This window comes from Sphingomonas sp. Leaf17 (assembly GCF_001421505.1).
In the GTDB taxonomy this organism is placed as follows: domain Bacteria; phylum Pseudomonadota; class Alphaproteobacteria; order Sphingomonadales; family Sphingomonadaceae; genus Sphingomonas.
In genome coordinates this window covers 136799-162096 of the sequence record NZ_LMKL01000008.1, presented here as the reverse complement: position 1 = coordinate 162096, position 25298 = coordinate 136799, and the positions used below count along the sequence as shown (strand labels likewise).

Sequence of the window (25298 nt, the reverse complement as noted above, 5' to 3'; positions counted from 1 at the left end):
CCTTACTTCTTGGGGCGGCTACGGTTGGCGTACAGCACGGCGGCGGCGACGGCGGCGGAACCGATGCCGACGCCAAGTCCGATCTTGCCGATCGGCCAGTGGCCCGCCTTTTCCGACAGGGCCTTGGCGGCGGCTTCGCTCTGCGCCTTGGCGGCACGGGCGGCGGCGAGAATCTCGTTCGGGGCGTCTTCGGTCACATCGGTCACGCAGTCTCTCCTTTTGCCGACGCATACAACCGCCGGAAGTCATTGGCGAAGGCCGTCAATCGACCCTCGGCAATCGCGGCGCGCAGATCGGCCATCAACGTTTCATAGAACCAGATATTATGTTCCGTCATCAGCATTGCGCCCAAAATCTCGCCGGCACGGACCAGATGATGCAGGTAGGCGCGGCTCCACGTCGCGCAGACGGGGCAAGGGCAGGCGGGATCGAGCGGCCCCTGATCCTCGGCAAACTTCGCGTTGCGGATGTTGATCGGGCCGGTGCGCGTGAACGCCTGACCGGTGCGACCGGACCGGGTCGGCATGACGCAATCGAACATGTCGATGCCGCGTTCGACCGCGCCGACGATATCGTCGGGCTTGCCGACACCCATCAGGTAGCGTGGCTTGTCGGCGGGCAACTGATCGGGCGCGAAGTCGAGACAGCCGAACATCGCCGCCTGACCCTCGCCGACCGCGAGGCCACCGACCGCATAGCCGTCGAAACCGATGTCGATCAGCGCGTCGGCGCTCGATTTGCGAAGTCCCTCGTCCAGCGCGCCCTGCTGGATCCCGAACAGGGCCGCGCCCTCGGCATGCGCGCCGCCGCTGTCGAAGCCGTCGCGGCTGCGTCTTGCCCAGCGCATCGAGCGTTCCATCGCGGCGGCCTGAACCTCGGGCGTCGACGTCGTCGGAACGAGTTCGTCGAAGGCCATGACGATGTCGGAACCCAGCAGCCGCTGAATTTCCATCGAGCGTTCGGGCGACAGCAGGTGGCGCGATCCGTCGAGGTGGCTCTTGAACGACACGCCTTCCTCCGACCGCTTGGTCAGATCGGCCAGACTCATGACCTGATAGCCGCCGGAATCGGTCAGGATCGGCTTGTTCCAGCCCATGAAGCCGTGCAGCCCGCCGAGCCGAGCCATCCGCTCCGCGCCGGGGCGCAGCATCAGGTGATAGGTGTTGCCAAGCAGGATGTCGGCCCCGGACGCGGCGACATCGGCGGGCTTCATCGCCTTCACCGTGGCGGCCGTGCCGACGGGCATGAAGGCCGGCGTGCGGATGGTGCCGCGCCGCATGGTGATGGCACCGGTGCGCGCCTTGCCGTCGGTGGCGGCGATGGTGAAGGAAAAGCGGGTCATGGCGGTCCTGGGTCGGTGCGAGTCGGGCGGGTGCGGAAAAGGGCGGATTGCCCGGGGTTCTTGCAGGCGAAGTGGAGGATGTTGGTGTTCGTGGACGTTGCCCGTCAGTCCCTCAACTTCGTGACGCGCGAGCCGTCCAGACGGGACGTTCCGGTCGTGGCGGCGGGGTTCGACATGGCCTCTGGTCTGCCGCGGGATTTCCAACTTTGGTAGCGAAAACCTTGCGGGCGTTATCGTTTCCTGCCGCGCTTGCCGTCGTCCAGCATCGGCGGCGCGGATCGCAGCGTCACCAGTTCGGCGCGGGTCACGATGCCGTCTTTGTCGATATCGTAACGGATGAAATAGCGGGCGAAGGCGGCCTGAAGCTCGGGCAGGGCGATGCGGTTGTCGCCGTTGGTATCAACCTCATAGGGGCCGGGCAGGGCGTTGCGATCGCCCAGCCAGCGCTGCGCCCAGTCGGCGAAGGCGATGTAGCCGACCGTGCCCGCCGCCGCGCCATCGGCGGTGGCATGGGCCTTGGCGATGCAGGCGGTCAGTTCGGCGCGGGTGACGCGGGCATCGCCATCGGCATCGCAGCCGGCGATGAACAGCGCGGCCGGTTCGGCGAGGATGGTGGCGGGCGGCTGCGCGCGCGCGGTCGGGGCGACGAGCGGCGTGGTCTGTGCCGCGATCAGGGTCGCGATCAGGGCGGGGACCGCGATCATGGCAGCAGCAGCGACGCATCGCCATAGCTGTAAAAGCGGTAGTTGGTGGCGATGGCGTGGGCATAGGCCGCCTGCATCCGCTCGCGGCCCATCAGCGCCGATACCAGCATGAACAGGGTGGAGCGCGGCAGGTGGAAGTTGGTCATCAGCCCGTCGATGCCGCGAAACCGGTAGCCCGGCGTGATGAAGATCGCGGTGTCGCCCTCGAACGGCTGGACGATACCGTCCTCGCCGGTCGCGCTCTCGATGGTGCGCAGCGAGGTCGTGCCGACCGCGATGACCCGGCCGCCGGCGGCGCGGGTGGCGTTCAGGCGTTGGGCGGTGGCGGTGTCGATGCGACCCCACTCGGCATGCATCCGGTGGTCGTCGGTGTCGGTCGCCTTGACCGGCAGGAAGGTGCCAGCGCCGACGTGCAGCGTCAGCGTGGCGTGGCTCATGCCGGCGGCGTCGAGCGCGGCCATCAGGTCGGGCGTGAAATGCAGCGCGGCGGTGGGGGCGGCGACCGCGCCGGGTTCGGCGGCGAACATCGTCTGGTAATCGTCGGCGTCGCGCGCATCCGTTCCGCGCTTGGCCGCGATATAGGGCGGCAGCGGCATGGTGCCGGCGCGGTCCAGCAGCAGTTCGACCGGCTCCTCACCGGCGAAGGTCAGCGCGAAGCTGCCATCCTCCGCCCGGTCGCTGGCGGTGGCCACGACGTCGGCGGCGAAGTGGATGTCCTGCCCCTCGCGCAGTTTCTTGCCGTTGCGGATGAAGGCGCGCCAGCGGCGTGGCCCCTCGCGCTTGTGCAGGGTGGCGCCGATCCGCGCCGCGCCGCGCTGGCCCTCAAGCTGGGCGGGGATGACACGGGTGTCGTTGAAGACCAGCAGGTCGCCGGCCTTCAGCATCGCGGGCAGGTCGGACACGCGGGCATCGCGCGTGCCGTCCGGCACGTCGAGCACGAGCATCCGCGCCGAATCGCGCGGCGATGCCGGGCGCAGCGCGATCCGTTCGGGCGGCAGGGCGAAATCGAAAAGGTCGACGTTCACTGGCCGATTACTTGCGTCGTGGTGCCGTCTTGGCCTTCGGCGCGAGCTTGGGCAACGCCGCGTCACCGGTGCCGGGCAGCGTGACCGGAGGGCCAAGCGCGGTCGGCGGGGCGACCATGGGACCGGCGGCATAGGCCGGCGGATTATCGGCGGCGATATAGGCGTGGACGATGCGGCTGGGGTTCGCGGGCGGCTCGCCCCGCTCGATCGCGTCGACATATTGCATGCCGTCGATCACCCGGCCGAACACGGTGTATTTCTTGTCGAGCGCCAGACGCGGCTGGAACACGATGAAGAACTGGCTGTTCGCGCTGTCCTCCTTGTCCGACCGCGCCGCCGATACCGCACCGCGAACGTGCGGCAGGTAGTTGAACTCGGCGGGCAGGTCGGGCAGCGGAGAGCCGCCCGTGCCGTCGCCCTTGGGGTCGCCGCCCTGGGCCATGAAGCCGTCTATGACGCGGTGGAACAGCAGGCCGTCATAGAAATGCTGGCGCGTCAGCGTCTTGACCCGCTCGACCATCTTGGGCGCGACATCGGGACGCAGCCAGATGGTGACCCGGCCGCCGGTCGACAGGTCGAGCAGCAGCAGGTTCTGGGTGTCGGTCGTAAGCGGCGGCGTAGCCCGGCCGGCAACGGTATATTCTGGTTTGGTCTGAGTGACCGCGGGCTTTGTCTGAGCGGCCGCGGGCAGGGCGATGAAGCACCCGAGCAGCGCGGCGATACCGGTAAGCAGACGCATCGAGTTTCCTACGAATGGGGACGCGCCGCGACTTAGACCATATCGCGTGTTGCGCCAATCTGAACATGGGTGGCCCGAAACGGCGGGCGGTCAGCTACCCTTGCGGCCGATGACGGTCACGCGGTCGATCATTTCGGTGCGGACGGCGGGGGTCACGAACTTGCCGATCTCGCCGCCGAACATCGCGATTTCCTTGACCAGGCGCGAGGCGATCGGCTGCAACGCGACGTCGGCCATCAGGAATACGGTTTCGACCCGCGGATTGATCTGCTGGTTCATGCCGGCCATCTGATATTCATATTCGAAATCGGCAACCGCGCGCAGACCCCGGATGATGACCCTGGCCCCCTCGCGCTCGGCAAAGTCCATCAGCAGCGAGTCGAAGCTGACGACATGGATGTCGCCGCCGATGTCGGCGACCTCGCGCCGGACGGTCGCCATGCGCTCCTCCAGCGAGAACATCGGCGATTTCGAGGCGTTGGTGGTGACGCCGACGACCAGCCGGTCAACCAGCTTGGCCCCGCGCCGGATGATGTCCATGTGGCCGAGCGTGATGGGGTCGAAGGTGCCGGGATAGACGCCGATGCGGACGCTCACCGGTCGCGCTCCAGCACGAAGCGGGCGATGGCGCGCAGCAGGTCGGCCTCGCTGCCATAGGTGTGTAGGTGCTGCACCGCCTGATCGACCAGCATCCGCGCCTGTTCGCGCGCGCGCTCCGCTCCCAGCAGCGACAGGAAGGTTTCCTTGCCGGCACCGGCGTCCTTGCGCAGCTTCTTGCCGGCCAGGGCCTCGTCGCCCTCGGCATCGAGCAGGTCGTCGGCGATCTGGAAGGCGAGGCCCAGATCGCGGGCATAACCGCGCAGGCCCGTGCGCCCCTCCACCGGCACACGACCGAGAATCGCCCCGGCCTCGACGCTGGCGGAGATCAGCGCGCCGGTCTTCATCGCCTGCAACCGGGTGACGGTGGACAGGTCGAAGGTCGATTTTTCCGCCTCCAGATCCATCATCTGGCCGCCGGCCATGCCCGACGGCCCCGAGGCGTGCGCGAGGTCGAGGATGAGTTCGGCGCGGACGAACGGGTCGGGATGGGTGGCGGGGTCGGCCAGCACCTCGAACGCCAAGGCATGCAGGCAGTCGCCGGCAAGGATCGCCGCAGCCTCGCCATAGACCTTGTGCACGGTCGGCTTGCCACGACGCATGTCGTCATCGTCCATCGCCGGCAGATCGTCGTGGATCAGCGAGTATACGTGGATCGCCTCGATCGCCATCGCCACGCGGGCGGCGCAGTCGCGGTCGACCGCGAACAGGTTGGCGGTGGCGAAGACCAGCAGGGGGCGCAGACGCTTGCCGCCGCCGATCGCGGCATGGCGCATCGCGCGGTACAGATCGGCGCGCGCGTCGTCGGGGACGGCGAGCAGCGTGTCGAACCGCCGGTCGATCTCCCCCGACACGTCGGTCAGCGCCTTGCGCAGCGAAACGCCCATGAGTGCCATCGGTGCTATGCCGCCGTGAACGGGCGGGTGCCGGCCGGCCGGCCTTCGGTGTCGAGCCGGATCGCCTCGATCCGGGCCTGGGCCGCGTCGAGCCGTTCGGCGCAGCGCTGGCGCAGGCGGTCACCGCGCTCGTAGAGGTGGATCGATTCGTCGAGCGTCGCGTCGCCGCTTTCCAGCCGCATCACGATCCGCTCGAGTTCCTTCAGCGCGTCCTCGAACGACAGCTCTTCGATAGGCAGGTCCATGACGCCGCTATGGCCCACGGGCGGGACGGGGGTCAAGGATGCCACGGCGTCGGGCACGTTTTCCGTCGTCCGTCATCGCAACAGGGGCGGGATCAGCGCAGTTGCCGGACGGTCCAGGTATAGACGATCGAGATGCCGACCACGCCGAAGTCGAACGCCGCCTGCAGCCGGTGGGGCGACGGATCGGTCGCCTCATGCGTCAGCAGGCGGATGTCAGCCGTCGGATGGCGTGCGGCCAGCGCGATCACCGCAAGAAGCATCGCCGCCGCCATCAGCCTTCGACCATCGCGCGACATCGTCAAAACTCCCCCGAGATGAGCAACGGTAGCGCGGGTCGTGTGGTCCGGCAACCGCGATCAGGCGACGCGGGACATGGTGACATGGCCGCGCACGCGGTCGCGACCGGCGGCCTTGGCGGCGAACAGCGCCTTGTCGGCACAGCGATACATCCGCTTCCAGTCGCTTTCGGTGTCGAGCGGCCCCGTGCAGTGGCCGATGCTGGCGGTAACCGTCAGGTCGTACGGCATCGGTTCGCGGCGCAGGGTTTCGAGAACCGCGTTCGGCGTGACCGGTGCTCCGGCCGCGACGACGATGGCGAACTCCTCGCCGCCAATCCTTGCGATCAGCGCGTCGGCCGGGCAGGCGGTGCGCAACGCGCTGGCGACCGCGCGCAGCACGTCGTCCCCCCCGTCATGGCCGATCGTCTCGTTGATCTGTTTGAAATGATCCACATCGGCGATCATCAGCTGCTGGTCGCCGGCACGGGTGCCGATCGCCTGCAGGAACGAGCGACGATTGCGCAGGCCGGTCAATGGATCGGTATCAGCCAGCAATTGCGCGGCCAGTTCGCGCAGCCGGCTGTCGTCGCGTTCGCGGCACAGCAGGTGGACGCGATAGGCGATGGCGACGCTGGACAACAGCGCCTCCAGGCTCATCGCGATCAGGGTCGAATTGTCGAGCCAGAAGCCCGAGCCGATCAGATGAAAGCTGTTGGCGGTGCGCAGGCAGGCGAAGATGACGGGTGTCGCCCAGCCAATGGCGAATACCCAGAGGAAGTCGCTGCGCTGACGCCACGCCCGCCAGAGGACGCAGACGACCATGACCAGCTCCGCCACGAAGGCGATGCTGAACATCAGGTCCAGCTGCGCGATATGCCAGGGCGCCAGGATGACGAAGGCGGCACCCGTGGCCAGCAACACGGCGACGACGGCGTAGCTGGCGCGTTTCAGCCAGCCGTCGAAAACACGGTCCTCGAAGAAATACCGCGCGAACAACAGCGCGGAGGCACCGCAGACCGACAGCATCGCGTAGTTGATACGAATCCGGTGGTTGTTGGCGATGTCGGGGAAGGCATAGGCAAACAGGCCGGACGAGGAGAAGGCGTAGACCAGCAGGCTGACGATCATCGCGCAATAGGCGAGCTGGAACCGATGCCGCAACGTGACCCACAAGGCAAAATTGTAAACCAGCAGGGCAAGACACAATCCGGCAAAGCCGGCGTAGACGACCGTTGCCAGGATGTCGTTGGTGATCGCGGTGTTGGGCGTTTCCAGCGCGGCGCGATTGACGATGCCGCGAATATTGGCGGATCCGTCGACCCGCCACAGCAGGCGGACAACGGGGACGGCCCGTTCGGGCAGATCCTGTTCGATCATCGCCCCGATGCGAAGGTGACGACTGGCCCCGGTCCCATTGAAAGTGAAGTCGAGGATCCGGCCGTCGGCATAAAGCGCGTAGAGCGTCACGCGGTCCTGCCAAAGGCTGGCGAAGCGCGCCACCGACCGGGCATGATCGTCGGACTTGGGGAACCCGGTCGTTGCCGTCACGGCCCAGAAATCGCCCGGGCCGAATTGATGATGTGGTGTCGTGCAATCGAACCGGGTGGGACGGGCAAGCATCGCGGAGGCGGTGTCGCCCGCGCGCACCGGTGCGATGCAGAGTTTCAATGACGATTGGGTGGTCGTGAAGGCCTCGGCTCGCCCCGTCCACACAAGACATGCCAGTAATGCCAGCAACGACAGGACATGGAGGTAGGGGCGGCTCGGCGGCATGGCCGGGGTGTAGATCAGCGGTTACCAAGTAACCGTAAACACGCAGGCATGGCCGGGGTGGAAAACCCTGAGCGAATCCAAAAAAAACGGAGCAGCGTGGGGCTGCTCCGTCATTGGAGGTGTTGGTCGGTCAACGTTTCGGTCGTTGGACGGGGCCGTGTCAGTCGGCCTTTTCGATCTCGACCTTGCCGCCCTTCTTGCGCGGCTTCTTCGGCGCGGCCGATGTGATTTCGAACGCCAGCACGCCGTCCTTCATGTGGACATGGACCTCACCGCCATGGACCAGCTTGCCGAACAGAAGTTCCTCGGCAAGCGGCTGCTTGATCTTTTCCTGGATCAGGCGGCCCATCGGGCGCGCACCGTACAGCTTGTCATAGCCCTTCTCGGTCAGCCACGCCTTGGCGGCATCGTCGAGCTGGATGTGCACGCTGCGGTCGGCAAGTTGCAGTTCGAGCTGGAGGATGAACTTGTCCACCACCCGCGCGACGACGGTCGTCGGCAGGTAGCCGAACGGCACGATCGCATCGAGGCGGTTGCGGAACTCCGGCGTGAACATCTTCTGCACCGCCTGCTCGTCCTCGCCCTCGCGGGTCAGGCTGCCGAAACCGACCGTCTCGCGCGCCATGTCGGACGCGCCCGCATTGGTCGTCATGATAAGGATGACGTTGCGGAAGTCGACCGACTTGCCGTGCTGATCGGTCAGGCGGCCGTTGTCCATGACCTGCAAAAGGATGTTGAACAGGTCGGGATGCGCCTTCTCGATTTCGTCGAGCAGCAGCACGCAATGCGGATTCTGGTCGATCGCATCGGTCAGCAGGCCACCCTGGTCGAACCCGATATAACCCGGAGGTGCACCGATCAGCCGGCTGACCGAGTGACGCTCCATATATTCGGACATGTCGAACCGCTGAAGTGGGATGCCCATGATCGTCGCAAGCTGCTTGGCGACTTCGGTCTTGCCGACGCCGGTGGGGCCGGTGAACAGATAGTTGCCGATCGGCTTTTCCGGCTCACGCAGGCCAGCTCGCGCCAGCTTGATCGCCGACGACAGCTTTTCGATCGCCGCATTCTGGCCGAACACGACGCGCTTCAGATCGGTTTCGAGCGTGGCGAGCGCAAGCTTGTCGTCGGTCGATACCGACTTTGGCGGGATACGCGCCATCGTCGCGATGACCTGCTCGATCTCCTTGGGGGTGATCGTCTTCTTGCGCTTGGCGAGCGGCACCAGCATCTGCATCGCGCCGACCTCGTCGATCACGTCGATCGCCTTGTCGGGCAGCTTGCGGTCGTTGATGTAGCGTGCGCTGAGTTCGACCGCCGACTTGATCGCGTCGGGGGTGTATTTGACGTTGTGGTGATCCTCGAACGCGCTCCGCAGGCCGGCGAGGATCTTGATCGTGTCCTCGATCGTCGGCTCGTTGACGTCGATCTTCTGGAACCGGCGCAGCAGCGCGCGGTCCTTTTCGAAGTGGTTACGGAATTCTTTGTAGGTGGTCGAGCCGATGCAGCGGATCGACCCGCCCGACAGCGCGGGCTTCAGCAGGTTCGACGCGTCCATCGCGCCGCCGCTGGTGGCACCGGCCCCGATGACGGTGTGGATCTCGTCGATGAACAGCACCGCGTCGGGCAGCTTTTCCAGTTCGCTGACGACCGCCTTCAGTCGCTCCTCGAAATCGCCGCGATAGCGTGTGCCGGCCAGCAGCGCGCCCATGTCGAGCGAATAGATGATCGCGGGCTTCAGGACGTCGGGCACATCGCCCTCGACGATCTTGCGTGCCAGACCTTCGGCGATCGCGGTTTTGCCGACGCCGGGATCGCCGACATAGAGCGGGTTGTTCTTCGACCGGCGGCACAGGATCTGGATCGTGCGATCGACTTCGGGTCCGCGACCGATCAGCGGATCGACCTTGCCGGCCTTGGCCTTTTCATTGAGGTCGACGGTGAACTGCTTGAGCGCGCTTTCGCCCTTCTTGTCGCCGGGTTTTGTCGGCTTCTCGTCTTCCATGCCCTTCACCTCGCGGGGTTCGGGCGCGGCGCCGCCCTTGCCGACGCCGTGACTGATGAAGCTGACCGCATCGAGGCGGCTCATGTCCTGCTGTTGCAGGAAATAGACGGCGTAGCTCTCGCGCTCGCTGAACAGGGCGACCAGCACGTTCGCGCCGGTCACCTCGTCGCGGCCCGAGGACTGGACGTGGAGGATCGCGCGCTGCACGACGCGCTGGAACCCGCTGGTCGGCGAGGGGTCGGTGGCGGCATCGACCTTCAGCGCGTCGAGTTCGGTATCGAGGTAATGGCTGACGGTCTGTTTCAGGTCGCCAAGGTCGACCTTGCACGCCGTCATCACCTTCGACGCGTGCTCGTCGTCGATCAGCGCGAGCAGGAGATGCTCCAGCGTCGCATATTCGTGACGGCGCGAGGAGGCGGCTTCGAGCGCCTTGTGCAGCGTCGTTTCGAGAGCGGGGGCGAAAGACGGCATTTACGATACTCCATCCGGGCCGCGATCCGATGTCCGGGCCGTGATCCCTATGTCGGGAGCCGCGATCCGCGCATCAAGCACTTGAACTTGGCCACCAGCGTTACTGGGCGAACGCGTGATGGGGTCCGAGGGTCTCAACGCCGGAATAACGCATCGGCGCTTGCGCGATGGTTAACGGCGTGTTCAATTTTTGCGCGGGTCCGGGCGATCTCGGTGGACAGCGCCGCGATCCGCGCTTCAAGCTCGGCGACCGAGAGCGGATCGAGGTCCTGCCGCACCAGCAGGGCCAGCGCATCGTTCGGACGGGAGGGGGCGTCATCCGGATCCATTGCGATGCAGCGTTGACCGGGCGGGAGACGATGTCAATAAGGCGGCGAGTCCGGGCAGGGGGTTGGCCGGATGCAAGGGGCGATACGCGATGACGGCTATTCCGGACACGATGCTGGCAATTGATCCCGATTCGCCGGGCGGCTCTGAGGTTCTGGTTCCCGTCGAGCGCCCGGTGCCGACACCGCGCGCCGGCGAAGTGCTGATCCGCATCGCCGCCGCCGGCGTCAACCGGCCGGACGTGTTGCAGCGCAAAGGCGGCTATGCGCCACCGCCGGGCGCGCCGTCGATTCCGGGGCTTGAGGTGGCGGGCACGATCGTCGCGGTCGGCGAGGGTGTCGGCGACGAACAGATCGGCCAGCCGGTCTGCGCGCTGCTGGCGGGCGGTGGCTATGCCGAATATGTCGCGGTCGACGCGGGCCAGTGCCTGCCGGTGCCGCACGGCCTGTCGATGGTCGAGGCGGCGGCGATCCCGGAGACTCTGTTCACCGTGTGGACCAATTTGTTCGAGCGCGCCTATGCGACCGAGGGCGACACCGTGCTGGTGCATGGCGGGACCAGCGGCATCGGCACGATGGCGATTTCGCTGTGCCGGATCTTCGGCATCACGATCATCGTCACCGCCGGGTCTGCCGACAAATGTGCCGAGGCGCTGCGGCTGGGGGCGACGCACGCGATCAATTACAAGACGCAGGATTTTGTCGAATCGGTGAAGGCGATCACCGGCGGCAAGGGCGTCGCCGCGGTGCTCGACATGGTCGGCGGCGATTATCTGCCGCGCAACCTCCAGTGCCTGGCCGAGGACGGTCGACACGTCTCGATCGCGGTGCAGCGCGGGGCGGAAGCGACGATCCCGATCTTCGACATCATGCGCCGGCGGCTGACCCTGACCGGATCGACGCTGCGCCCGCGCGACTCGGCGTTCAAGGCGCTGGTCGCCGACGAACTGGCGCGCACGGTGTGGCCGCATGTCGAAAGCGGACGGCTGCGCCCGGTGATGGACCGGACGTTCCCGCTGGCGCAGGCGGCCGACGCACACCGGCGGATGGAGGCGGGCGACCATGTCGGCAAGATCGTGCTGACGATGGGGTGAGAGGGGAGCGGGATCCTCGCCTTCGCGAGGCTGACGGTGGTTTGGGGCGGCCAAATACCTCCACCGTCCCCGAACCGTAACCTCGCCGCGATGCGGACGTCACAATCGGCGGGCATGACCGGACACGAGGATGCTGTTCCGGGGGACTGCCGATGCATGCCGTGAAGATCGCCGATGTCGCGCACCTGGCCGATTTCGCCAATTCGAGGCCGACGATCCCTGAACGACCGGTCGAGCGGACGCGGTACCGGACGATCTGGATCAGCGACGTCCATCTGGGCACGCGCGGGTGCAATGCCGGGTTGCTGATCGACTTTCTCGACCATGTCGACAGCGAGACGCTGTATCTGGTCGGCGACATCATCGACGGGTGGCGGTTGAAGAAGAAGTTCTTCTGGCCCGCCGCACACAACGACGTGGTCTGGCGACTGTTGAAGCGGGCCAAGCGCGGTACGCGCGTCGTGTATATTCCGGGCAACCATGACGAGGTGTTCCGGCAGTTTTCGGGACTCGATTTCGGCGGCATCTCGATCCGGCGCACCGCGATCCACGAGACGGCGGACGGTCGCCGCCTGCTGGTGCTGCACGGTGACGAGTTCGACGCGATCACGCTGGCCCACCGCTGGCTCGCGCATGTCGGGGACATTGCCTACACCGTGCTGATGGCGGCCAACCGCTGGATGAACGCGGGTCGGCGCTTGCTGAAGCTGCCCTATTGGTCGCTGTCCAAGCATGCCAAGGCGAAGGTCAAGAACGCCGTCGCCTTCATCTCGCAATTCGAGGAGGTGGTCGCGCAGGCGGCGGGCGCACGCGGGGTCGATGGGGTGGTGTGCGGGCACATCCACACCGCCGAGATGCGGACGATCGGCGATATCGACTATTATAACGATGGCGACTGGGTCGAGGGCGGCAACGCGCTGGTCGAGCATTTCGATGGGCGGATGGAATTGCTGCACTGGGCCGATATCGTCGCGGCCCGGGCCACCAATGCGGCCGTCCTGCCGATCGCGGTGGCGGCATGAGCGGCTTGCGCGGGGCACCGATGCGGATCGTCATTGCCACCGATGCGTGGTCGCCGCAGGTGAACGGGGTGGTGCGGACATTGCAGTCGGTGCGCGACGAACTGGAGGCCGCGGGGCACACGGTATTGGTGATCGCGCCCGACCGGTTCCGGTCGTGGCCCTGCCCGACCTACCCGGAAATCCGGCTGGCCTTTCCGCGATCGGCAACGGTCGGCGAGACGATCGCGGCGTTCGCACCCGATGCGATCCACCTGGCGACCGAGGGGCCGTTGTGCCTGGCGGTGCGGCGCTGGTGCCTGGCGCAGGGGCTGCCGTTCACCACCGCCTATCACACCCAGTTTCCCGATTACGTCGCCAAGCGGACCGGCGTGAATGCGGAGCTGGTGTGGAAATATATCCGCTGGTTCCATGCCCCGGCGCGCGCGATCCTGGCCTCGACGCCGTCGGTCGCGGCGACGCTTGGTGCGCACGGGCTGGATCAGGTGCGGCCGTGGGGGCGCGGCGTCGACCTGTCGCTGTTCGGCGCGGTGAAGGCCGATCCCGTCATCCGGGCGATGCGGGAGCGGGGGCCGGTGCAGCTGTATGTCGGGCGGATCGCGATCGAGAAGAATGTCGCGGCGTTTCTGGAAAGCCGTGTCCCGGGGACGAAGGTCGTCATCGGCGACGGACCGGCACGGGCCGATCTGGAGCGACGCTTTCCGGCTGCGATCTTTCTGGGGGTCAAGACGGGCGCGGATCTGGCGGCGGCCTATGCGGCGGCGGACGTGCTGGTCTTTCCCAGCCGCACCGACACGTTCGGGCTGGTGATGATCGAGGCGCTGGCCTGCGGGACGCCGGTCGCGGCCTATCCGGTCGCCGGGCCGGTCGATGTGCTGACGCCCGAGGTCGGGGCGATGGACGCGGATCTGGACGTGGCGATCGAACGGGCGCTTACCCGGCGGCGGATCGCCTGCCGGGTCTATGCGCTGCGCTTCACCTGGGCCGAGAGCGCGCGGCAGTTCGCCGAGGCGCTGGTGCCCGCGCGGCGGCTGGCGATGGCGGCGTAGCCCCTGGCCGGGGGCCGGTCGCTTTCAGGCAATCGGCCCCCGATAACGGGGCGGGTTGCCTGAGACGCCCGCAACGACTAGATCGTGACGATTGCGCGGCCGCTCCGGTAAGGGGCGGCCCTTTCTATTTCAGACGGAGTTTGCCCCGTGGCCCAGCCGCTCATGCCCCATGCGACCGCGTCCTGGATGGTCGACAACACCGCGCTCAGTTTCGAGCAGATTGCCGATTTCTGCGGGCTGCACATCCTTGAAGTGCAGGCGATCGCCGACGATACCGCCGCGACCAAGCTGACCGGGCGCGATCCGGTGCGGACGCATGAGGTGACGCAGGAGGAGATCGACAAGGGGTCGGCCGATCCCGATTATCGCCTGAAGATGATCAAGGGGCCGGAGCAGGTGCGCCGGACCAAGGGGCCGCGCTACACGCCGGTGTCCAAGCGCCAGGACAAGCCGGATGGCATTGCGTGGATCATCCGCAATCACCCCGAGATCACCGATGGCGCGATCAGCAACCTGATCGGCACCACGCGCACGACGATCGCCGCGATCCGCGACCGCAGCCACTGGAACATCGCCAACATCACGCCGAAGGATCCCGTGACGCTGGGCCTGACCACGCAGCGCGAGCTGGACGCGGCGGTCGGCAAGGCGGCCAAGGCGGCCGGTATCGAGGCCCCGACCGACACGCGGCTTGAGGGTGACCGCGAGGCGCTGATCGGCCAGCTGCGCGCCGAGCGTCAGGCCGCGCACGATCTGGCCGAGCAGGGCGGCGAGGCGGCACCCAAGCCGCTGTTCGACGATCCGTTCAAGCGCTGAACCAGGTACCGGTAAACAGGCATGAAGGGTGGGCCATCAGGTCCGCCCTTTTTTGTGTCCGGTTTGTGGTGCCGATATGGCGGGTCGGCTGGAGCGGCCGCCACCCCGGATTTGATCCGGGATTCAGGGTGATGCGCTACGGCATCTCTGGCGCTGGATTCCGGGGTACGCCGGGATGGAACGTGCGGATGTGATCGACGACTGGTGTCAACCCCGCGCCTTCGCCACGCTGACATTGAGGACGAGGATGCGAGGATTGTCGGCCCAGCGTGTGCCGGGTGCGGCGTGGGTGGTGTCCCAATAGGCGGCGAATGCGGCTGCGGCGGTGGGGTGCCAACCGGGGAGCGGTTTCGGCAGGCACCAGCGCCAGCCGCCAAACACGGGCCTTATCCCCTCTGCCCGAAAATCGTCGGTCGTCATGTCCTGCAGGTGCTGATGTCGTACGGTCTGGACGATCAGGGCCGTGCGGTGCGCCCAGCGCGGCAGGAGCGCCGCCGATACCCATGGGTGACCGCGCAAGGCCGGTGGGTGGCCCTGACGCCCCCGACCATCGTCATACTGCCGCCAGCCATCGGCGAAAACCGCGAACTCCGCCTGTCTGACCGCGCAATGATGGTCGCGGCCTTGCCGGGTTCGCCCTGCCACCCACGCCTCCCGCAACAGGATGCGGTTGCCGGGCCGGCACCGGCCGGCCGCACTGTCCAACGCGATCCGAAGCTGATGCTTGCGGCGCGCGCGCAAGGCGTTGGCCATGCCGGGATCGAGGGTGAGAGGATAATCGGCCAAGGGTGTCGGACGACCGCGCGACCATTTAGGCGCCGGGTGTCACCGGGGTCGATCAGCCCGCCGTCTTGGCCGGGGCAACCGGACCGGTGACCTTGGCATTGCCGCCGGGGCCGATCGCGACCAGCCAGCTGTCGCCGGCGACGCATTTGGCGACCCAGGTGGGCTGCCCGTCGCGGTCCTCCTGACGTGCGGAGGTGTCGATGCCCTGGCATTTCTGGCCGGCGTCGCTGATCGCGCGGAACAGGACGCCGTTGCGCTGGCCGTCGTTCATCGCGGCGATCTCGGACTGGATCCGGTCGGGGCCGGCCGGCACGGTGGGCGCGGCTGTCGTGTTCCGGACCGGATCCTGACCGCAGGCGGACAGGGTGAGGGCGCAGGTGGCGGTGAGGGCAAGGGCGGCAAGCTTCATGGCGCGTCTCCGTCGGGTGATGGGCGGCAAACGCATCAGGGTACGTTGCGGTTCAGTTCCTCCAGCCACAATCGCGCGTGGCCGTCGGATGGCGCGCGCCAGTCGCCGCGTGGCGACAGCGCGCCACCGCCCGACACCTTGGGGCCGTTGGGGATCGCCGACCGCTTGAACTGGCTGGTGGTGAAGAACCGGTGGAGGAACCTGGCCAGCCAGTGCCTGATCGTGGGAAGATCATAAGCGGCGCGCGACCCTTCCGGAAAGTCGTGCGGCCATGAGCCAGCGTCGATGTCGCGCCACGCATGGAGTGCGAGGAACGCGATCTTCGAGGGCGCAAGACCGTGGCGGATGACGTAATGCGCGAAGAAGTCGTTCAGCGCGTATGGCCCGATAATGCTCTCGGTACTCTGGATCGCGCCGCCGGCGTCTGCGGGGACCAGCTCGGGCGAGATTTCGGTGTTCAGGATCGCGGTCAGCACCGCATCCGTCGCCGGGTCATACTGGTCGGTCCGGATGCACCAGCGGATGAGGAACTGGATCAGCGTCTTCGGCACGCCGGCGTTGACGGCGTAATGGCTCATCTGGTCGCCGACGCCGTAGGTGCACCAGCCGAGCGCCAGTTCGGACAGGTCGCCGGTGCCGAGCACCAGCCCCTCGCGCTGGTTGGCGAGGCGGAACAGGTAATCGGTGCGCAGGCCCGCCTGCACATTTTCGAAGGTGATGTCGTAGACCGGCTCGCCATCGGCGAAGGGGTGGCCGATATCGGTCAGCAACTGGCGCGCGGCGGGACGGATGTCGATCTCGTCCGCGCTGATGCCCAGCGCGCGCATCAGCGCCCAGGCGTTGCTCTTGGTGCTGTCGCTGGTCGCGAAACCGGGCATGGTAAAGCCAAGGATGTCGGTGCGGGGGCGTTTCAGCCGGTCGAACGCCTTGGCCGCGACGATCAGCGCGTGGGTGGAATCGAGGCCGCCCGACACGCCGATGACGAGGCGTCTGGTGCCCGACGCCTGGAGCCGCTTGGCCAGCGCCTCGACCTGGATGTTGAAGGCCTCGTAGCAATCCTCGTCGCGGCGGGCGGGGGCGTCGGGGACGAAGGGGAAGCGGGCGAGCTTGCGTTCAAGTCCGTGGTCGGCGAGTGCCGGGGCGTGGTCGAAGGCGATGCGGCGGAATCGGGTTTCGGGGTGGCAGGCAAAGGCAGCGGCGTCGTTGAAGGTGCCGTTCCGCAGGCGTTCCTGCACGATGCGCTCGCCGTCGACATCGGCCACGACCATGCCGGCCGTCGTGGCGAAGCGCGGCGATTCGACCAGCAGGTCGCCGAGTTCGTAGACGAAGCCCTGCCCGTCCCAGGCGAGGTCGGTGGTGCTCTCGCCCGGCCCGGCGGCGGAATAGACATAGGCGCAGGTCGCGCGCGCCGACTGGGCGGCGGCGAGCATCATCCGTTCGCGCGCCTTGCCGATGACGATGTTCGACGCCGACAGGTTGCAGCAGATCGTCGCACCCGCGAGTGCGCCCATGGTCGAGGGCGGGGTGGCGGCCCAGTAATCCTCGCAGATTTCGGCGTGGAAGACGAAATGCGGCAGGTCGCTTGCGGCGAAGATCAGGTCGGTGCCGAACGGCGCGCTCTGGCCCGCGACGGCGATGGTCAGGCCGGTGAGGCCCGCTCCGGAGGCGAACCAGCGTTTTTCGTAATATTCGCGGTAGTTGGGCAGGAAGGTTTTCGGCACGACGCCGAGTATGCTGCCGCGCGCGATGGCGACCGCGCAATTGTAGAGGCGGCCGTTGCGGAGCAGGGCCGCGCCGACCAGCAGGATGGTGGGGAGGGTTTTGCTGGCCTCGACCACGTCGCGCAGGGCCGCTTCGGTCGCGGCGATCTGCGCGGTTTGCAGGTGCAGGTCGTCGATCGCGTAGGACGTCAGGTTGAGTTCGGGGAAGACCAGCAGGTCGACGCCTCGGGCCGCTGCGTCCTTTGCGAGTGCGATCGTCGCGGCGGCGTTGGCGGTGGTGTCACCCGTGCTCGCGACCGGTGTGGCGGCGGCGACGCGGACGAAGCCATGGGCGTGGATCGCGGTGAAGCGCTGGGCGGTGTCCATGCGGTGTGGTCTAGCTGGTGGCGGCGGGGTTCGCCAGCTTGGGGTTTTGGTGTAGGAGCTGGATTTTGCTGACAGTGGTATCGTGATAGATGCGTTTTGTGCATCAATAGCAGGGTTAGCTTTCCGGCATTGTCGGCCGATGCAGGCATATTGAATCTCGCATCGTGATGGGCGCTGAAAGTCATGGAAAGCGGGCAAGAGGCGTTATAGCCTGACGTCATGAAACATACCGCGCTACGGTCAATCGTTCACAATGTCGCCGACTCCCTTGGAAGCGGCATTGGAATACTGATCGGCCACTACGAGATGGACGTTTATGGCGACGCACAGCGCTCCCCCGAGCGCGCTATCACGGTCGACTTTCTACGGGGCGTCGTCATCGAGGGTAAACCATCGGTATCGCTCGTGAAATCGGTTGCGCTGTATCCAACCGCATTAGCTCACCTTTGCTCGAAAGCCGGTGGATCAATCGCCGACCTCGCAGAAGCGAAAGTGCGGTTTTGGTCCGATGCTTTGGACCACCACTTCACAGTGACGATCACGGATGGCAGCGGTCGCCGCACCGCCACGGACTATGCAGGAATACCCGGCCGGCGAGTTAAGGTGCTGGATCTTCTCGGGCGCTTGCGACCTAAAACTAGTGCGCAAGTTTGATGTAACCTTTTCAGGCTTTGCATCAACGGAGGAGTGGCGGGCGGCGATCGCATCAGCTCTGCGGCGTGTGTTCGGGTTGGTCTCTGCGTTCAGTTCGATCATTCAATGATCTGCACTCGATCGCGCTTCCGAGGCCGCTATGACAATGGTTCCATCGCTGGAGACGACAATGACCATCACCCTCTACGGCATCCGCAATTGCGACACGGTGAAGAAGGCACGGGCTTGGCTGGATGCGGCAGGGGTCGCGTATAGCTTTCACGACTACAAGACCGCCGGGGTCGATGAGGGCAAGCTCAAGGGCTGGGTTGATCGGTTGGGGTGGGAGGTGCTGCTGAACCGGGCGGGGACGACGTTTCGGAAGCTGCCGGAGGCGGACAGGCAGGATCTGGACGGGGACCGTGCGGTGGCGCTGATGCTGGCCAATCCTTCGGCGATCAAGCGGCCGGTGCTGGAGGCGGGGGATACGCTGCTCGTCGGGTTCAAGCCGGAAATCTATGGCGCGGGGGGGCTGGCGTCGGGCGGGTGAGGGGCGCATCCTGCTGCCGGTGAACCGGGGGAGGATGGCATGACGGACACGATGCGCGGGCCGGTGTGGTTTCGGGTGGTGGCGGTGGCGTTGCTGGTGTGGGGGCTGGCGGGGTGTTTTGCCTGTATCCAGCAATTCCGGCTGGGGGCCGGGGCGATGGGGTCGCCTAGCGCCTATGACCGGGCGCTCTACGATGCGCTGCCGGTCTGGTATAATGCGGTCTATGCGGTGGCGGTCGGGTGCGGCGTGCTGGGGGCGGCAGCCTTGCTGGGGCGGTCGGTGTTGGCGCGGCCCTTGTTTGCGCTGTCGAGCTTGGGCGTGGCGGTGCAGTTCGGCTGGCTGTTCGCGACGACGGACATCCTTGCGGTGAAGGGGGTGGGGACCGCGATCTTTCCGGCGGTGATCCTGGGTATCGCCATCTTCGGCTGGTGGCTGGCGGGGTATGCCCGGCGGCGGCGCTGGATCGGCTGAATCGACGGCACGCGTTTCCGCCGTTAGGACGCTTCCCCATGTCCACGACCTTCACGATCGATGCGGCGACCAGCCGCGCTACGCCCGTATCCGCGCCGATGAAGCGGCTGACGATCCCTGCGATCCGGCGGCAGAAGGGCACGACCCCGCTGGTCATGCTGACCGCCTATACCGTGCGGACCGCGCAGCTGCTGGATCCGCATTGCGACATGCTGCTGGTCGGCGACAGCCTGGGGCAGGTGATCTATGGTCTGCCGTCGACGGTCCCAGTGACGCTGGACATGATGGCGGCGCACGGCGCGGCGGTGGTGCGCGGCAGCCACCATGCGGTGGTGGTCATCGACATGCCGTTCGGCAGTTATGAGGGCAGCCCGGAAAAGGCGTTCGAGAGCGCGGCCTGGCTGATGAAGCAGACGGGGGCCGCGGCGGTGAAGCTGGAGGGCGGGGCCGCGATGGCGTCGACCGTGCGCTTCCTGTCCGAACGCGGGATCCCGGTGATGGGTCATGTCGGGCTGACCCCGCAGGCGGTGAACATGCTGGGCGGATACGGCGCACGCGGGCGGACCCAGGCGGAGGCGGACAAGATCGTCGCCGATGCGGTCGCGATTGCCGAGGCAGGCGCGTTCGCCATCGTGATCGAGGGCGTGGTTGAACCGATCGCGATCGCCATCACGCAAGCCGTGGCCTGCCCGACGATCGGCATCGGCGCGTCGGCGCAGTGCGACGGGCAGGTGCTGGTCGCCGAGGACATGCTGGGCCTGTTCGAGCGGACGGCGAAATTCGTGAAGAAATTCGACGACATGGCCGGGCATATCTCGCGCGCGGCGCAGACCTATGCCGACGACGTGCGGTCGCGCAGCTTTCCGGGCGCGGATCAGGTGTACCAGCCGCGCCCGTGATGCGGCTTTCGTTTCGCAGCGGACACGGCTAAGGTCTGTGCCATTCCCGCCCATCCCCCGTGTGCTACCCCGGAGCGTTCCTTGGCCGTCCCGCCCAAAACCAACGAAGCCTTTCTGCGCGAGGTCGACGAAGAACTGCGCCGTGACCAGCTGACCAGTTTCTGGACGCGATACGGCAAGATCACGATCGTCGCGATCGTCGTCGCACTGGCCGCGTTCGGGGCGTATCTGTTCTGGCAGCATCAGCGGCGCGAAGCCGCCGGCGTCGAGGGAGAGAAACTGCAGGCGGCGTTCGACCTGCTGGCCGCCAACAATCCGGCCGCCGCGAAAGCGCCGCTGGCCGAGATCGCCGGATCGGGCAACGCGGGTTATGCCGCGCTCGCCAAGTTCACCCAGGGCGATATCGCGTTGCAGAAGAACGACCTGAAGGCGGCGGCCGCGCTGTTCGCAGGAATCGCGGCCGACACGGCGGTGCCGCAGCCGATGCGCGACCTGGCGCTGGTGCGACAGACATCGGCGGAATATGACACGCTGAAGCCGCAGGTCGTGATCGACCGGTTGCGCGGCCTGGCGGTCGCCGGCAATCCGTGGTTCGGCAGCGCGGGCGAAATGGTCGCCATCGCCTATCTGCGCACCGGTCGCCGCGATCTGGCGGGCCGGATGTTCGGGGCGATGGCTAGGCAAGAGCAGGTGCCCGCCTCGCTTCGTCAACGTGCGGTTCAGATGGCCGGCGTACTGGGCGTGGATGCGGTTGCACAGAACGAGGACACCAAGGCGCAATGACTAAGCAGTTCCGGTCGTCGGTGGCGATCGCCGCTCTGGTAGCGCTCAGCGCGTGCGGCGTGTTCAAGGGTGGTCCCAAGAAGACGCCGACGCTGGGGGATCGCATTCCGATCCTCGCGTCCGAAACCGACGCGTCGGCCGATGCGACGATGGCGGACATCCAGGTCCAGCTTCCCCCGCCCGAGGTCAATGTGGCCTGGGCGCAGACCGGCGGCAATGCGTCGAAGTCGATGGGGCAGCTGGCGCTGGCCGATAGCCCGGCCCGTGTGTGGTCGGCCGAGATCAACGGCGGCAGCGACCGCGAACGGCTGGCCGCGTCGCCGGTCGTTGCGGACAACACGCTGTTCGTGACCGACGTGCAGGCGACCGTCCATGCCTTTGCCGCCGATACGGGCGCGAGGAAATGGTCGATGATGATCGCCGGCGAGGACAGCAAGAAGGCGGTCCGCTTCGGCGGCGGCGTCAGCTATGACGATGGCAAGGTCTATGCGACCGATGGCTTGGGCGACGTGGTGGCGATGAACGCGGCCGATGGCGCGATCCTGTGGCGGGCCAAGCCCGGCGGGCCGTTGCGCGGATCGCCGACGATCGCCAACGGCAACGTCTATGTGCTCAGCCAGGACAACCAGATGTTCGCGCTGAACCAGGCGGATGGCAAGGTGCAGTGGGCGCAGTCGGGCACGCTGGAAACGCAGGGCGTGTTCGGCGTCGCGGCCCCCGCCGCCAGCCAGGGGTCGGTCGTCGCGGGCTTCTCCAGCGGCGAACTCAGTGCCTATCGGTATGAAAACGGACGCGTGCTGTGGCAGGACGCGCTGTCGCGCACGACCGCGTCGACATCGGTGTCGAGCCTGGCCGATATTGATGCGGCCCCGGTGGTCGATCAGGGCCGTGTCTATGCGATCGGCCAGGGCGGGCGTGTCGTGGCGCTGGAACTGGCGACCGGTCAGCGACTGTGGGAGCAGAACTTCGCCGGCATCTCGACGCCGTGGATCGCGGGCGAATGGCTGTTCGTGGTGACCGACGACGCGCGGCTGGTCGCGTTGTCGCGCACGACGGGCCGCGCGCGCTGGATCAGCCAGCTGCCGCGCTTCACCAACGAGAAGAAGAAGTCGGGGCAGATCACCTGGTTCGGACCGGTGCTGGCCGGCAATCGCCTGATCCTGACCAATTCGGAAGGCGAGATCGGCTATGCCAATCCGTCGGACGGCGCGCTGGTGTCGACGGTGAAGACCAAGCAGTCGTTCGCGCTGCCGCCGATCGTGTCCAATTCGACGCTGTACACGATCGACGAGAAGGGGCGGATCACCGCGTATCGGTGATCGCCTGTTGTCCCGTGCAGGCGGGGGCAGGGTCAAGCAGGACAAGCGCCCGATGGACCTGTGACCCTTAGGCTCCTGCGTTCGCATGAGCACGGGATGGACAGCAATACAGGCCCGCAGGGGACGGGGTGACGCGCGCGCGCGTTTGGTCTAGGGGGTGCCCCATGTCCAAACTTCCAGTCGTCGCCATCGTCGGCCGTCCCAATGTCGGCAAGTCGACGCTGTTCAACCGCCTTGTCGGCAAGAAGCTCGCGCTGGTCGACGATCGTCCCGGCGTGACCCGCGACCGACGCGAGGGCGACGCGCATTTGCTCGGTCTCGATTTCCGCATCGTCGACACCGCCGGATATGAGGATCACGACGCGCAGTCGCTGCCCGGCCGGATGCGTCAGCAGACCGAGGCGGCGGTCGCGATCGCCGACGTCGCGCTGTTCCTGATCGACGCACGCGCGGGCATCGTGCCGCTGGACGAGGAAATCGCCCGCTGGCTGCGCGTGTCGAGCACGCCGGTGATCGTCGTCGCCAACAAGGCGGAAGGCCGCGCGGGCGAGCAGGGGATCATCGAGGCGATGGCGCTGGGGTTCGACAACCCCGTGCCGCTGTCCGCCGAACATGGCGAGGGGCTGGGCGATCTGTTCGAGGCGCTGCTGCCGCACCTGGAGGGTGAGGACGCGGTCGTCATCGAGCAGGAGGATGAGGAAGATTACGAGAACCCGAACGCGCCGCTGAAGCTGGCGATCGTCGGGCGGCCGAACGCGGGCAAGTCGACTTTGGTCAACAAGATCCTGGGCGAGGACCGGATGATTACCGGGCCGGAAGCCGGCATCACGCGCGATTCGATCGCGGTCGACTGGGACTGGCACGATCCGCAGGGCGGTGTGCGCAAGGTGCGGCTGATCGACACCGCGGGCATGCGCAAGCGCGCCAAGGTGCAGGACAAGCTGGAGAAGATGTCGGTTGCCGACGCGTTGCACGCGGTCGATTTCGCCGAGGTCGTGGTGCTGCTGCTCGATGCCACGCTGGGGCTGGAGTCGCAGGATCTGCGGATCGCCGACCGGGTGCTGGAGGAGGGCCGCGCACTGGTCATCGCGCTGAACAAATGGGACGTCGCCGAAGATGCGTCGTCGCTGTTCAACGGCGTCAAGCGCGCGCTGGAGGACGGGCTGAGCCAGGTCAAGGGCGTGACCGTGCTGACCGTGTCGGGGGCGACCGGCAAGGGGATCGACACGCTGATCGGTGCAGCCTTCGAGACGCGCGCGGCGTGGTCGAAGCGGGTCGGGACGGGCGAGTTGAACCGCTGGTTCGAGCGCGCGATCGAGGCCAATCCGCCGCCGGCCCCGGGCGGCAAGCGGATCAAGCTGCGTTACGTCACGCAGGTCAAGTCGCGTCCGCCAAGCTTCGTGATCTTCGGGACGCGGGTCGATCAGTTACCGGCCAGCTATGAACGCTATCTGGTCAATTCGATGCGGCGCGAACTGGGCTTCGGCGCGGTGCCGGTGCGCGTGACCATGCGCGCGCCGAAAAACCCGTTCGACAGCGCCGGCGGCCAGTCGGGGCGATAATTCGTCCAATCGGCCGGGATTTTCCTCTGGTCGAAACGGCCTGTTTACCCCTGTCCGATACCGCGGTGTGGTAGCCACCGCCTCGTGATGGGACCGGGGTGGACGGGGAGATTGCCGTGTCGTTCGAAGGAAGTACGCTGGTCGACTGGGCGGCTTATGCGCGGGCGCGGGCCGAGCTGGGCACCCAGTTCGTTCGAATCCTGGGCTATTTCCGCGAGGACGGGGTAAAGTCGGTTGCGGCGGTCGAGACGGCGATGCGCGCGAATTCGGCGGCGGGCATGGTGATCCCCGCGCACACGCTGAAGGGCGAGGCACGGCAGTTCGGGGCCGAACCGCTGGCCGTGCTGGCTGAGACGATCGAAATGGCCGCGCGCGATTGCGTCGAACTGCACGACAGCCCGCGCGACATGCTGGAGACGGTGGTGCGTCTGCGTCCACTGTTCAACGAGACGCTGACCCTGCTGGAGCGCGAGGCCAGTCCGACGGTCGAACGCCGGCCGACGACGTTCGGACGGCGCGGCGCGATGCCCTTCGGAAGAGCCTGAGGCGTCATTCCTTGAAACCGTCGGCGTCCGCCCGGTGCAGGACGGACGCCGGAGTAGCGGTCAGGGGTGCGCGCCGCCATGGCCTGGCGCGTCCAGCTCGGACAGGGCGTTCAGCTGGATGTAGTTGTGGATGCCCATGCGCTCGATCATCTCGAACTGACGCTCCAGCGTGTCGACATGCTCCTCCTCGCTGGCGAGGATCATCGCGAAGAGATCGCGGCTGACGTAATCGCGGACCTGCTCGCAATAGGCGACCGCGCCCTTCAACTGGTCGACGGCCTCGAGTTCGAGCGCGAGATCGGCCTTCAGCGCCTCCTCGACGGTTTCACCGATGCGCAGCCGGCCGAGCAGCTGGAAATTGGGCAGGCCGTCGAGGAACAGGATGCGCTCCGACAGCTTGTCGGCATGTTGCATTTCCTCGATCGATTCCTTCCGCTCGAACTGGGCCAGCTTGTAGACGCCCCAATGGTCGAACATGCGGAAATGCAGCCAATATTGATTGACCGCGGTCAGCTCGTTCTTGAGCGCCTCGTTCAGGAACTCGATTACTTTGGGATCGCCCTTCATGGCCATGTCTCCGTCGCCTTTTCGCATCGTAAATGAATGGATGCAGATAGCGGCGCACAGGCGATGGCGACAAGCGCAAAAGCGCGGATTTCTGCGGGTTTCACGGCCTTGAGAATGCTACGCAGCCGCGCGTTCCTCGTTGATAATGGTCCGCGCGACGCTGGCGCACTGGCCGCATTTCGGCGTGCGGCCAAGGCTGCGGAACGCCTGACACGGGGTCAGGCATCCGCCACGCGCGCACTGGCGGACGTCGGATTCGCGGATGGCATTGCAGACGCAGACGACCATGGAAGCTCCCTCGCAGTATC

At 66.7% G+C, this 25298-nt stretch carries 29 protein-coding genes; 12 read left to right on the top strand and 17 right to left on the bottom strand.

What is annotated here, in order from left to right:
• Positions 1 to 2: 2 nt before the first annotated feature.
• The 12 genes from ASE75_RS12865 to ASE75_RS12810 all read right to left on the bottom strand — a co-directional run bounded on the left by ASE75_RS12865 (position 3) and on the right by ASE75_RS12810 (position 10404).
• Entirely contained in the window at positions 3 to 206 is a 204-nt protein-coding gene (locus tag ASE75_RS12865) for a hypothetical protein (RefSeq protein WP_156340455.1), read from the bottom strand.
• Positions 203 to 1342 (bottom strand): tRNA guanosine(34) transglycosylase Tgt, encoded by a 1140-nt coding sequence (tgt, locus tag ASE75_RS12860; protein ID WP_055934183.1) that lies wholly within the window; start codon positions 1340 to 1342, stop codon positions 203 to 205. Before tgt ends, ASE75_RS12865 begins: the two co-directional genes overlap by 4 nt.
• Before the next feature lie 230 nt (positions 1343 to 1572).
• Complete coding sequence (locus ASE75_RS12855; RefSeq protein WP_055934181.1) at positions 1573 to 2046, bottom strand: calcium-binding protein; 474 nt, start codon at positions 2044 to 2046, stop codon at positions 1573 to 1575.
• Positions 2043 to 3071: a tRNA preQ1(34) S-adenosylmethionine ribosyltransferase-isomerase QueA gene (queA, locus tag ASE75_RS12850; protein WP_055934179.1), complete on the bottom strand. Its 1029-nt coding sequence runs from the start codon at positions 3069 to 3071 to the stop codon at positions 2043 to 2045. The genes ASE75_RS12855 and queA overlap by 4 nt, the downstream gene beginning before the upstream one ends.
• Positions 3072 to 3078: 7 nt before the next feature.
• A complete protein-coding gene (locus ASE75_RS12845; protein ID WP_055934177.1) occupies positions 3079 to 3810 on the bottom strand; it encodes a peptidylprolyl isomerase in 732 nt (243 codons plus the stop codon).
• A gap of 90 nt (positions 3811 to 3900) precedes the next feature.
• Entirely contained in the window at positions 3901 to 4407 is a 507-nt protein-coding gene (gene coaD / locus ASE75_RS12840; RefSeq protein ID WP_055934175.1) for a pantetheine-phosphate adenylyltransferase, read from the bottom strand.
• Positions 4404 to 5294, bottom strand: coding sequence for a polyprenyl synthetase family protein (locus tag ASE75_RS12835; RefSeq protein WP_443025350.1), 891 nt, complete (start codon positions 5292 to 5294; stop codon positions 4404 to 4406). Before ASE75_RS12835 ends, coaD begins: the two co-directional genes overlap by 4 nt.
• Positions 5295 to 5308: 14 nt before the next feature.
• A complete protein-coding gene (locus ASE75_RS12830) occupies positions 5309 to 5548 on the bottom strand; it encodes an exodeoxyribonuclease VII small subunit (protein ID WP_055934171.1) in 240 nt (79 codons plus the stop codon).
• Positions 5549 to 5640: 92 nt separating this feature from the next.
• The gene (locus ASE75_RS12825) at positions 5641 to 5844 is read right to left on the bottom strand and encodes a hypothetical protein (protein ID WP_055934169.1); all 204 of its coding nucleotides are present in this window, start codon (positions 5842 to 5844) and stop codon (positions 5641 to 5643) included.
• A 60-nt stretch (positions 5845 to 5904) separates the two neighbouring features.
• Positions 5905 to 7494, bottom strand: coding sequence for a sensor domain-containing diguanylate cyclase (locus tag ASE75_RS12820; RefSeq protein ID WP_162233738.1), 1590 nt, complete (start codon positions 7492 to 7494; stop codon positions 5905 to 5907).
• Between the two features lie 265 nt (positions 7495 to 7759).
• Positions 7760 to 10075, bottom strand: coding sequence for an ATP-dependent Clp protease ATP-binding subunit ClpA (gene clpA / locus ASE75_RS12815; RefSeq protein WP_055934165.1), 2316 nt, complete (start codon positions 10073 to 10075; stop codon positions 7760 to 7762).
• A gap of 134 nt (positions 10076 to 10209) precedes the next feature.
• The gene (locus ASE75_RS12810) at positions 10210 to 10404 is read right to left on the bottom strand and encodes a DUF1192 domain-containing protein (protein WP_055934163.1); all 195 of its coding nucleotides are present in this window, start codon (positions 10402 to 10404) and stop codon (positions 10210 to 10212) included.
• Between the two features lie 89 nt (positions 10405 to 10493).
• On the opposite strand from ASE75_RS12810, the gene ASE75_RS12805 reads away from it, so the two are divergent.
• From ASE75_RS12805 to ASE75_RS12790, 4 genes are all read left to right on the top strand, one after another.
• Entirely contained in the window at positions 10494 to 11495 is a 1002-nt protein-coding gene (locus tag ASE75_RS12805) for an NAD(P)H-quinone oxidoreductase (protein ID WP_200922364.1), read from the top strand.
• A gap of 152 nt (positions 11496 to 11647) precedes the next feature.
• Complete coding sequence (locus ASE75_RS12800) at positions 11648 to 12517, top strand: UDP-2,3-diacylglucosamine diphosphatase (RefSeq protein ID WP_055934159.1); 870 nt, start codon at positions 11648 to 11650, stop codon at positions 12515 to 12517.
• Positions 12518 to 12537: 20 nt separating this feature from the next.
• On the top strand, positions 12538 to 13563 hold the full coding sequence (locus ASE75_RS12795; protein WP_055934157.1) for a glycosyltransferase family 4 protein: 1026 nt from the start codon (positions 12538 to 12540) through the stop codon (positions 13561 to 13563).
• 147 nt (positions 13564 to 13710) lie between these two features.
• Complete coding sequence (locus tag ASE75_RS12790) at positions 13711 to 14379, top strand: DUF1013 domain-containing protein (RefSeq protein WP_055934155.1); 669 nt, start codon at positions 13711 to 13713, stop codon at positions 14377 to 14379.
• A gap of 207 nt (positions 14380 to 14586) precedes the next feature.
• On the opposite strand, the gene ASE75_RS12785 is transcribed toward ASE75_RS12790, so the two are convergent.
• The 3 genes from ASE75_RS12785 to ASE75_RS12775 all read right to left on the bottom strand — a co-directional run bounded on the left by ASE75_RS12785 (position 14587) and on the right by ASE75_RS12775 (position 17661).
• Complete coding sequence (locus ASE75_RS12785) at positions 14587 to 15132, bottom strand: hypothetical protein (protein WP_055934153.1); 546 nt, start codon at positions 15130 to 15132, stop codon at positions 14587 to 14589.
• Positions 15133 to 15217: 85 nt separating this feature from the next.
• The gene (locus ASE75_RS12780) at positions 15218 to 15574 is read right to left on the bottom strand and encodes a hypothetical protein (protein WP_055934151.1); all 357 of its coding nucleotides are present in this window, start codon (positions 15572 to 15574) and stop codon (positions 15218 to 15220) included.
• Positions 15575 to 15609: 35 nt separating this feature from the next.
• Positions 15610 to 17661 carry an NAD(+) synthase gene (locus tag ASE75_RS12775; RefSeq protein ID WP_055934148.1) on the bottom strand — a complete coding sequence of 684 codons (2052 nt, stop codon included), beginning with the start codon at positions 17659 to 17661 and terminating at the stop codon, positions 15610 to 15612.
• Between the two features lie 219 nt (positions 17662 to 17880).
• Between ASE75_RS12775 and ASE75_RS15560 the strand changes: the two genes are divergently transcribed.
• The 8 genes from ASE75_RS15560 (at position 17881) to ASE75_RS12740 (ending at position 24423) form a co-directional block, all read left to right on the top strand.
• A complete protein-coding gene (locus tag ASE75_RS15560; RefSeq protein WP_156340451.1) occupies positions 17881 to 18315 on the top strand; it encodes a hypothetical protein in 435 nt (144 codons plus the stop codon).
• Between the two features lie 169 nt (positions 18316 to 18484).
• Complete coding sequence (locus ASE75_RS12770) at positions 18485 to 18844, top strand: ArsC family reductase (protein ID WP_055934536.1); 360 nt, start codon at positions 18485 to 18487, stop codon at positions 18842 to 18844.
• A 39-nt stretch (positions 18845 to 18883) separates the two neighbouring features.
• On the top strand, positions 18884 to 19315 hold the full coding sequence (locus ASE75_RS12765; RefSeq protein WP_235512725.1) for a hypothetical protein: 432 nt from the start codon (positions 18884 to 18886) through the stop codon (positions 19313 to 19315).
• A gap of 38 nt (positions 19316 to 19353) precedes the next feature.
• On the top strand, positions 19354 to 20214 hold the full coding sequence (gene panB / locus ASE75_RS12760; protein ID WP_055934147.1) for a 3-methyl-2-oxobutanoate hydroxymethyltransferase: 861 nt from the start codon (positions 19354 to 19356) through the stop codon (positions 20212 to 20214).
• 81 nt (positions 20215 to 20295) lie between these two features.
• Positions 20296 to 20997 (top strand): tetratricopeptide repeat protein, encoded by a 702-nt coding sequence (locus tag ASE75_RS12755; protein WP_055934145.1) that lies wholly within the window; start codon positions 20296 to 20298, stop codon positions 20995 to 20997.
• Positions 20994 to 22316 (top strand): outer membrane protein assembly factor BamB family protein, encoded by a 1323-nt coding sequence (locus ASE75_RS12750; protein ID WP_055934143.1) that lies wholly within the window; start codon positions 20994 to 20996, stop codon positions 22314 to 22316. Before ASE75_RS12755 ends, ASE75_RS12750 begins: the two co-directional genes overlap by 4 nt.
• 164 nt (positions 22317 to 22480) lie before the next feature.
• A complete protein-coding gene (gene der, locus ASE75_RS12745) occupies positions 22481 to 23878 on the top strand; it encodes a ribosome biogenesis GTPase Der (protein ID WP_055934141.1) in 1398 nt (465 codons plus the stop codon).
• Positions 23879 to 23994: 116 nt separating this feature from the next.
• On the top strand, positions 23995 to 24423 hold the full coding sequence (locus ASE75_RS12740; RefSeq protein WP_082463992.1) for an Hpt domain-containing protein: 429 nt from the start codon (positions 23995 to 23997) through the stop codon (positions 24421 to 24423).
• Between the two features lie 60 nt (positions 24424 to 24483).
• Here ASE75_RS12740 and bfr read toward each other — a convergent pair whose 3' ends face one another.
• Positions 24484 to 24990: a bacterioferritin gene (gene bfr, locus ASE75_RS12735; protein WP_055934530.1), complete on the bottom strand. Its 507-nt coding sequence runs from the start codon at positions 24988 to 24990 to the stop codon at positions 24484 to 24486.
• 117 nt (positions 24991 to 25107) lie between these two features.
• Entirely contained in the window at positions 25108 to 25278 is a 171-nt protein-coding gene (locus tag ASE75_RS12730; protein ID WP_055934139.1) for a (2Fe-2S)-binding protein, read from the bottom strand.
• Positions 25279 to 25298 lie beyond the last annotated feature (20 nt).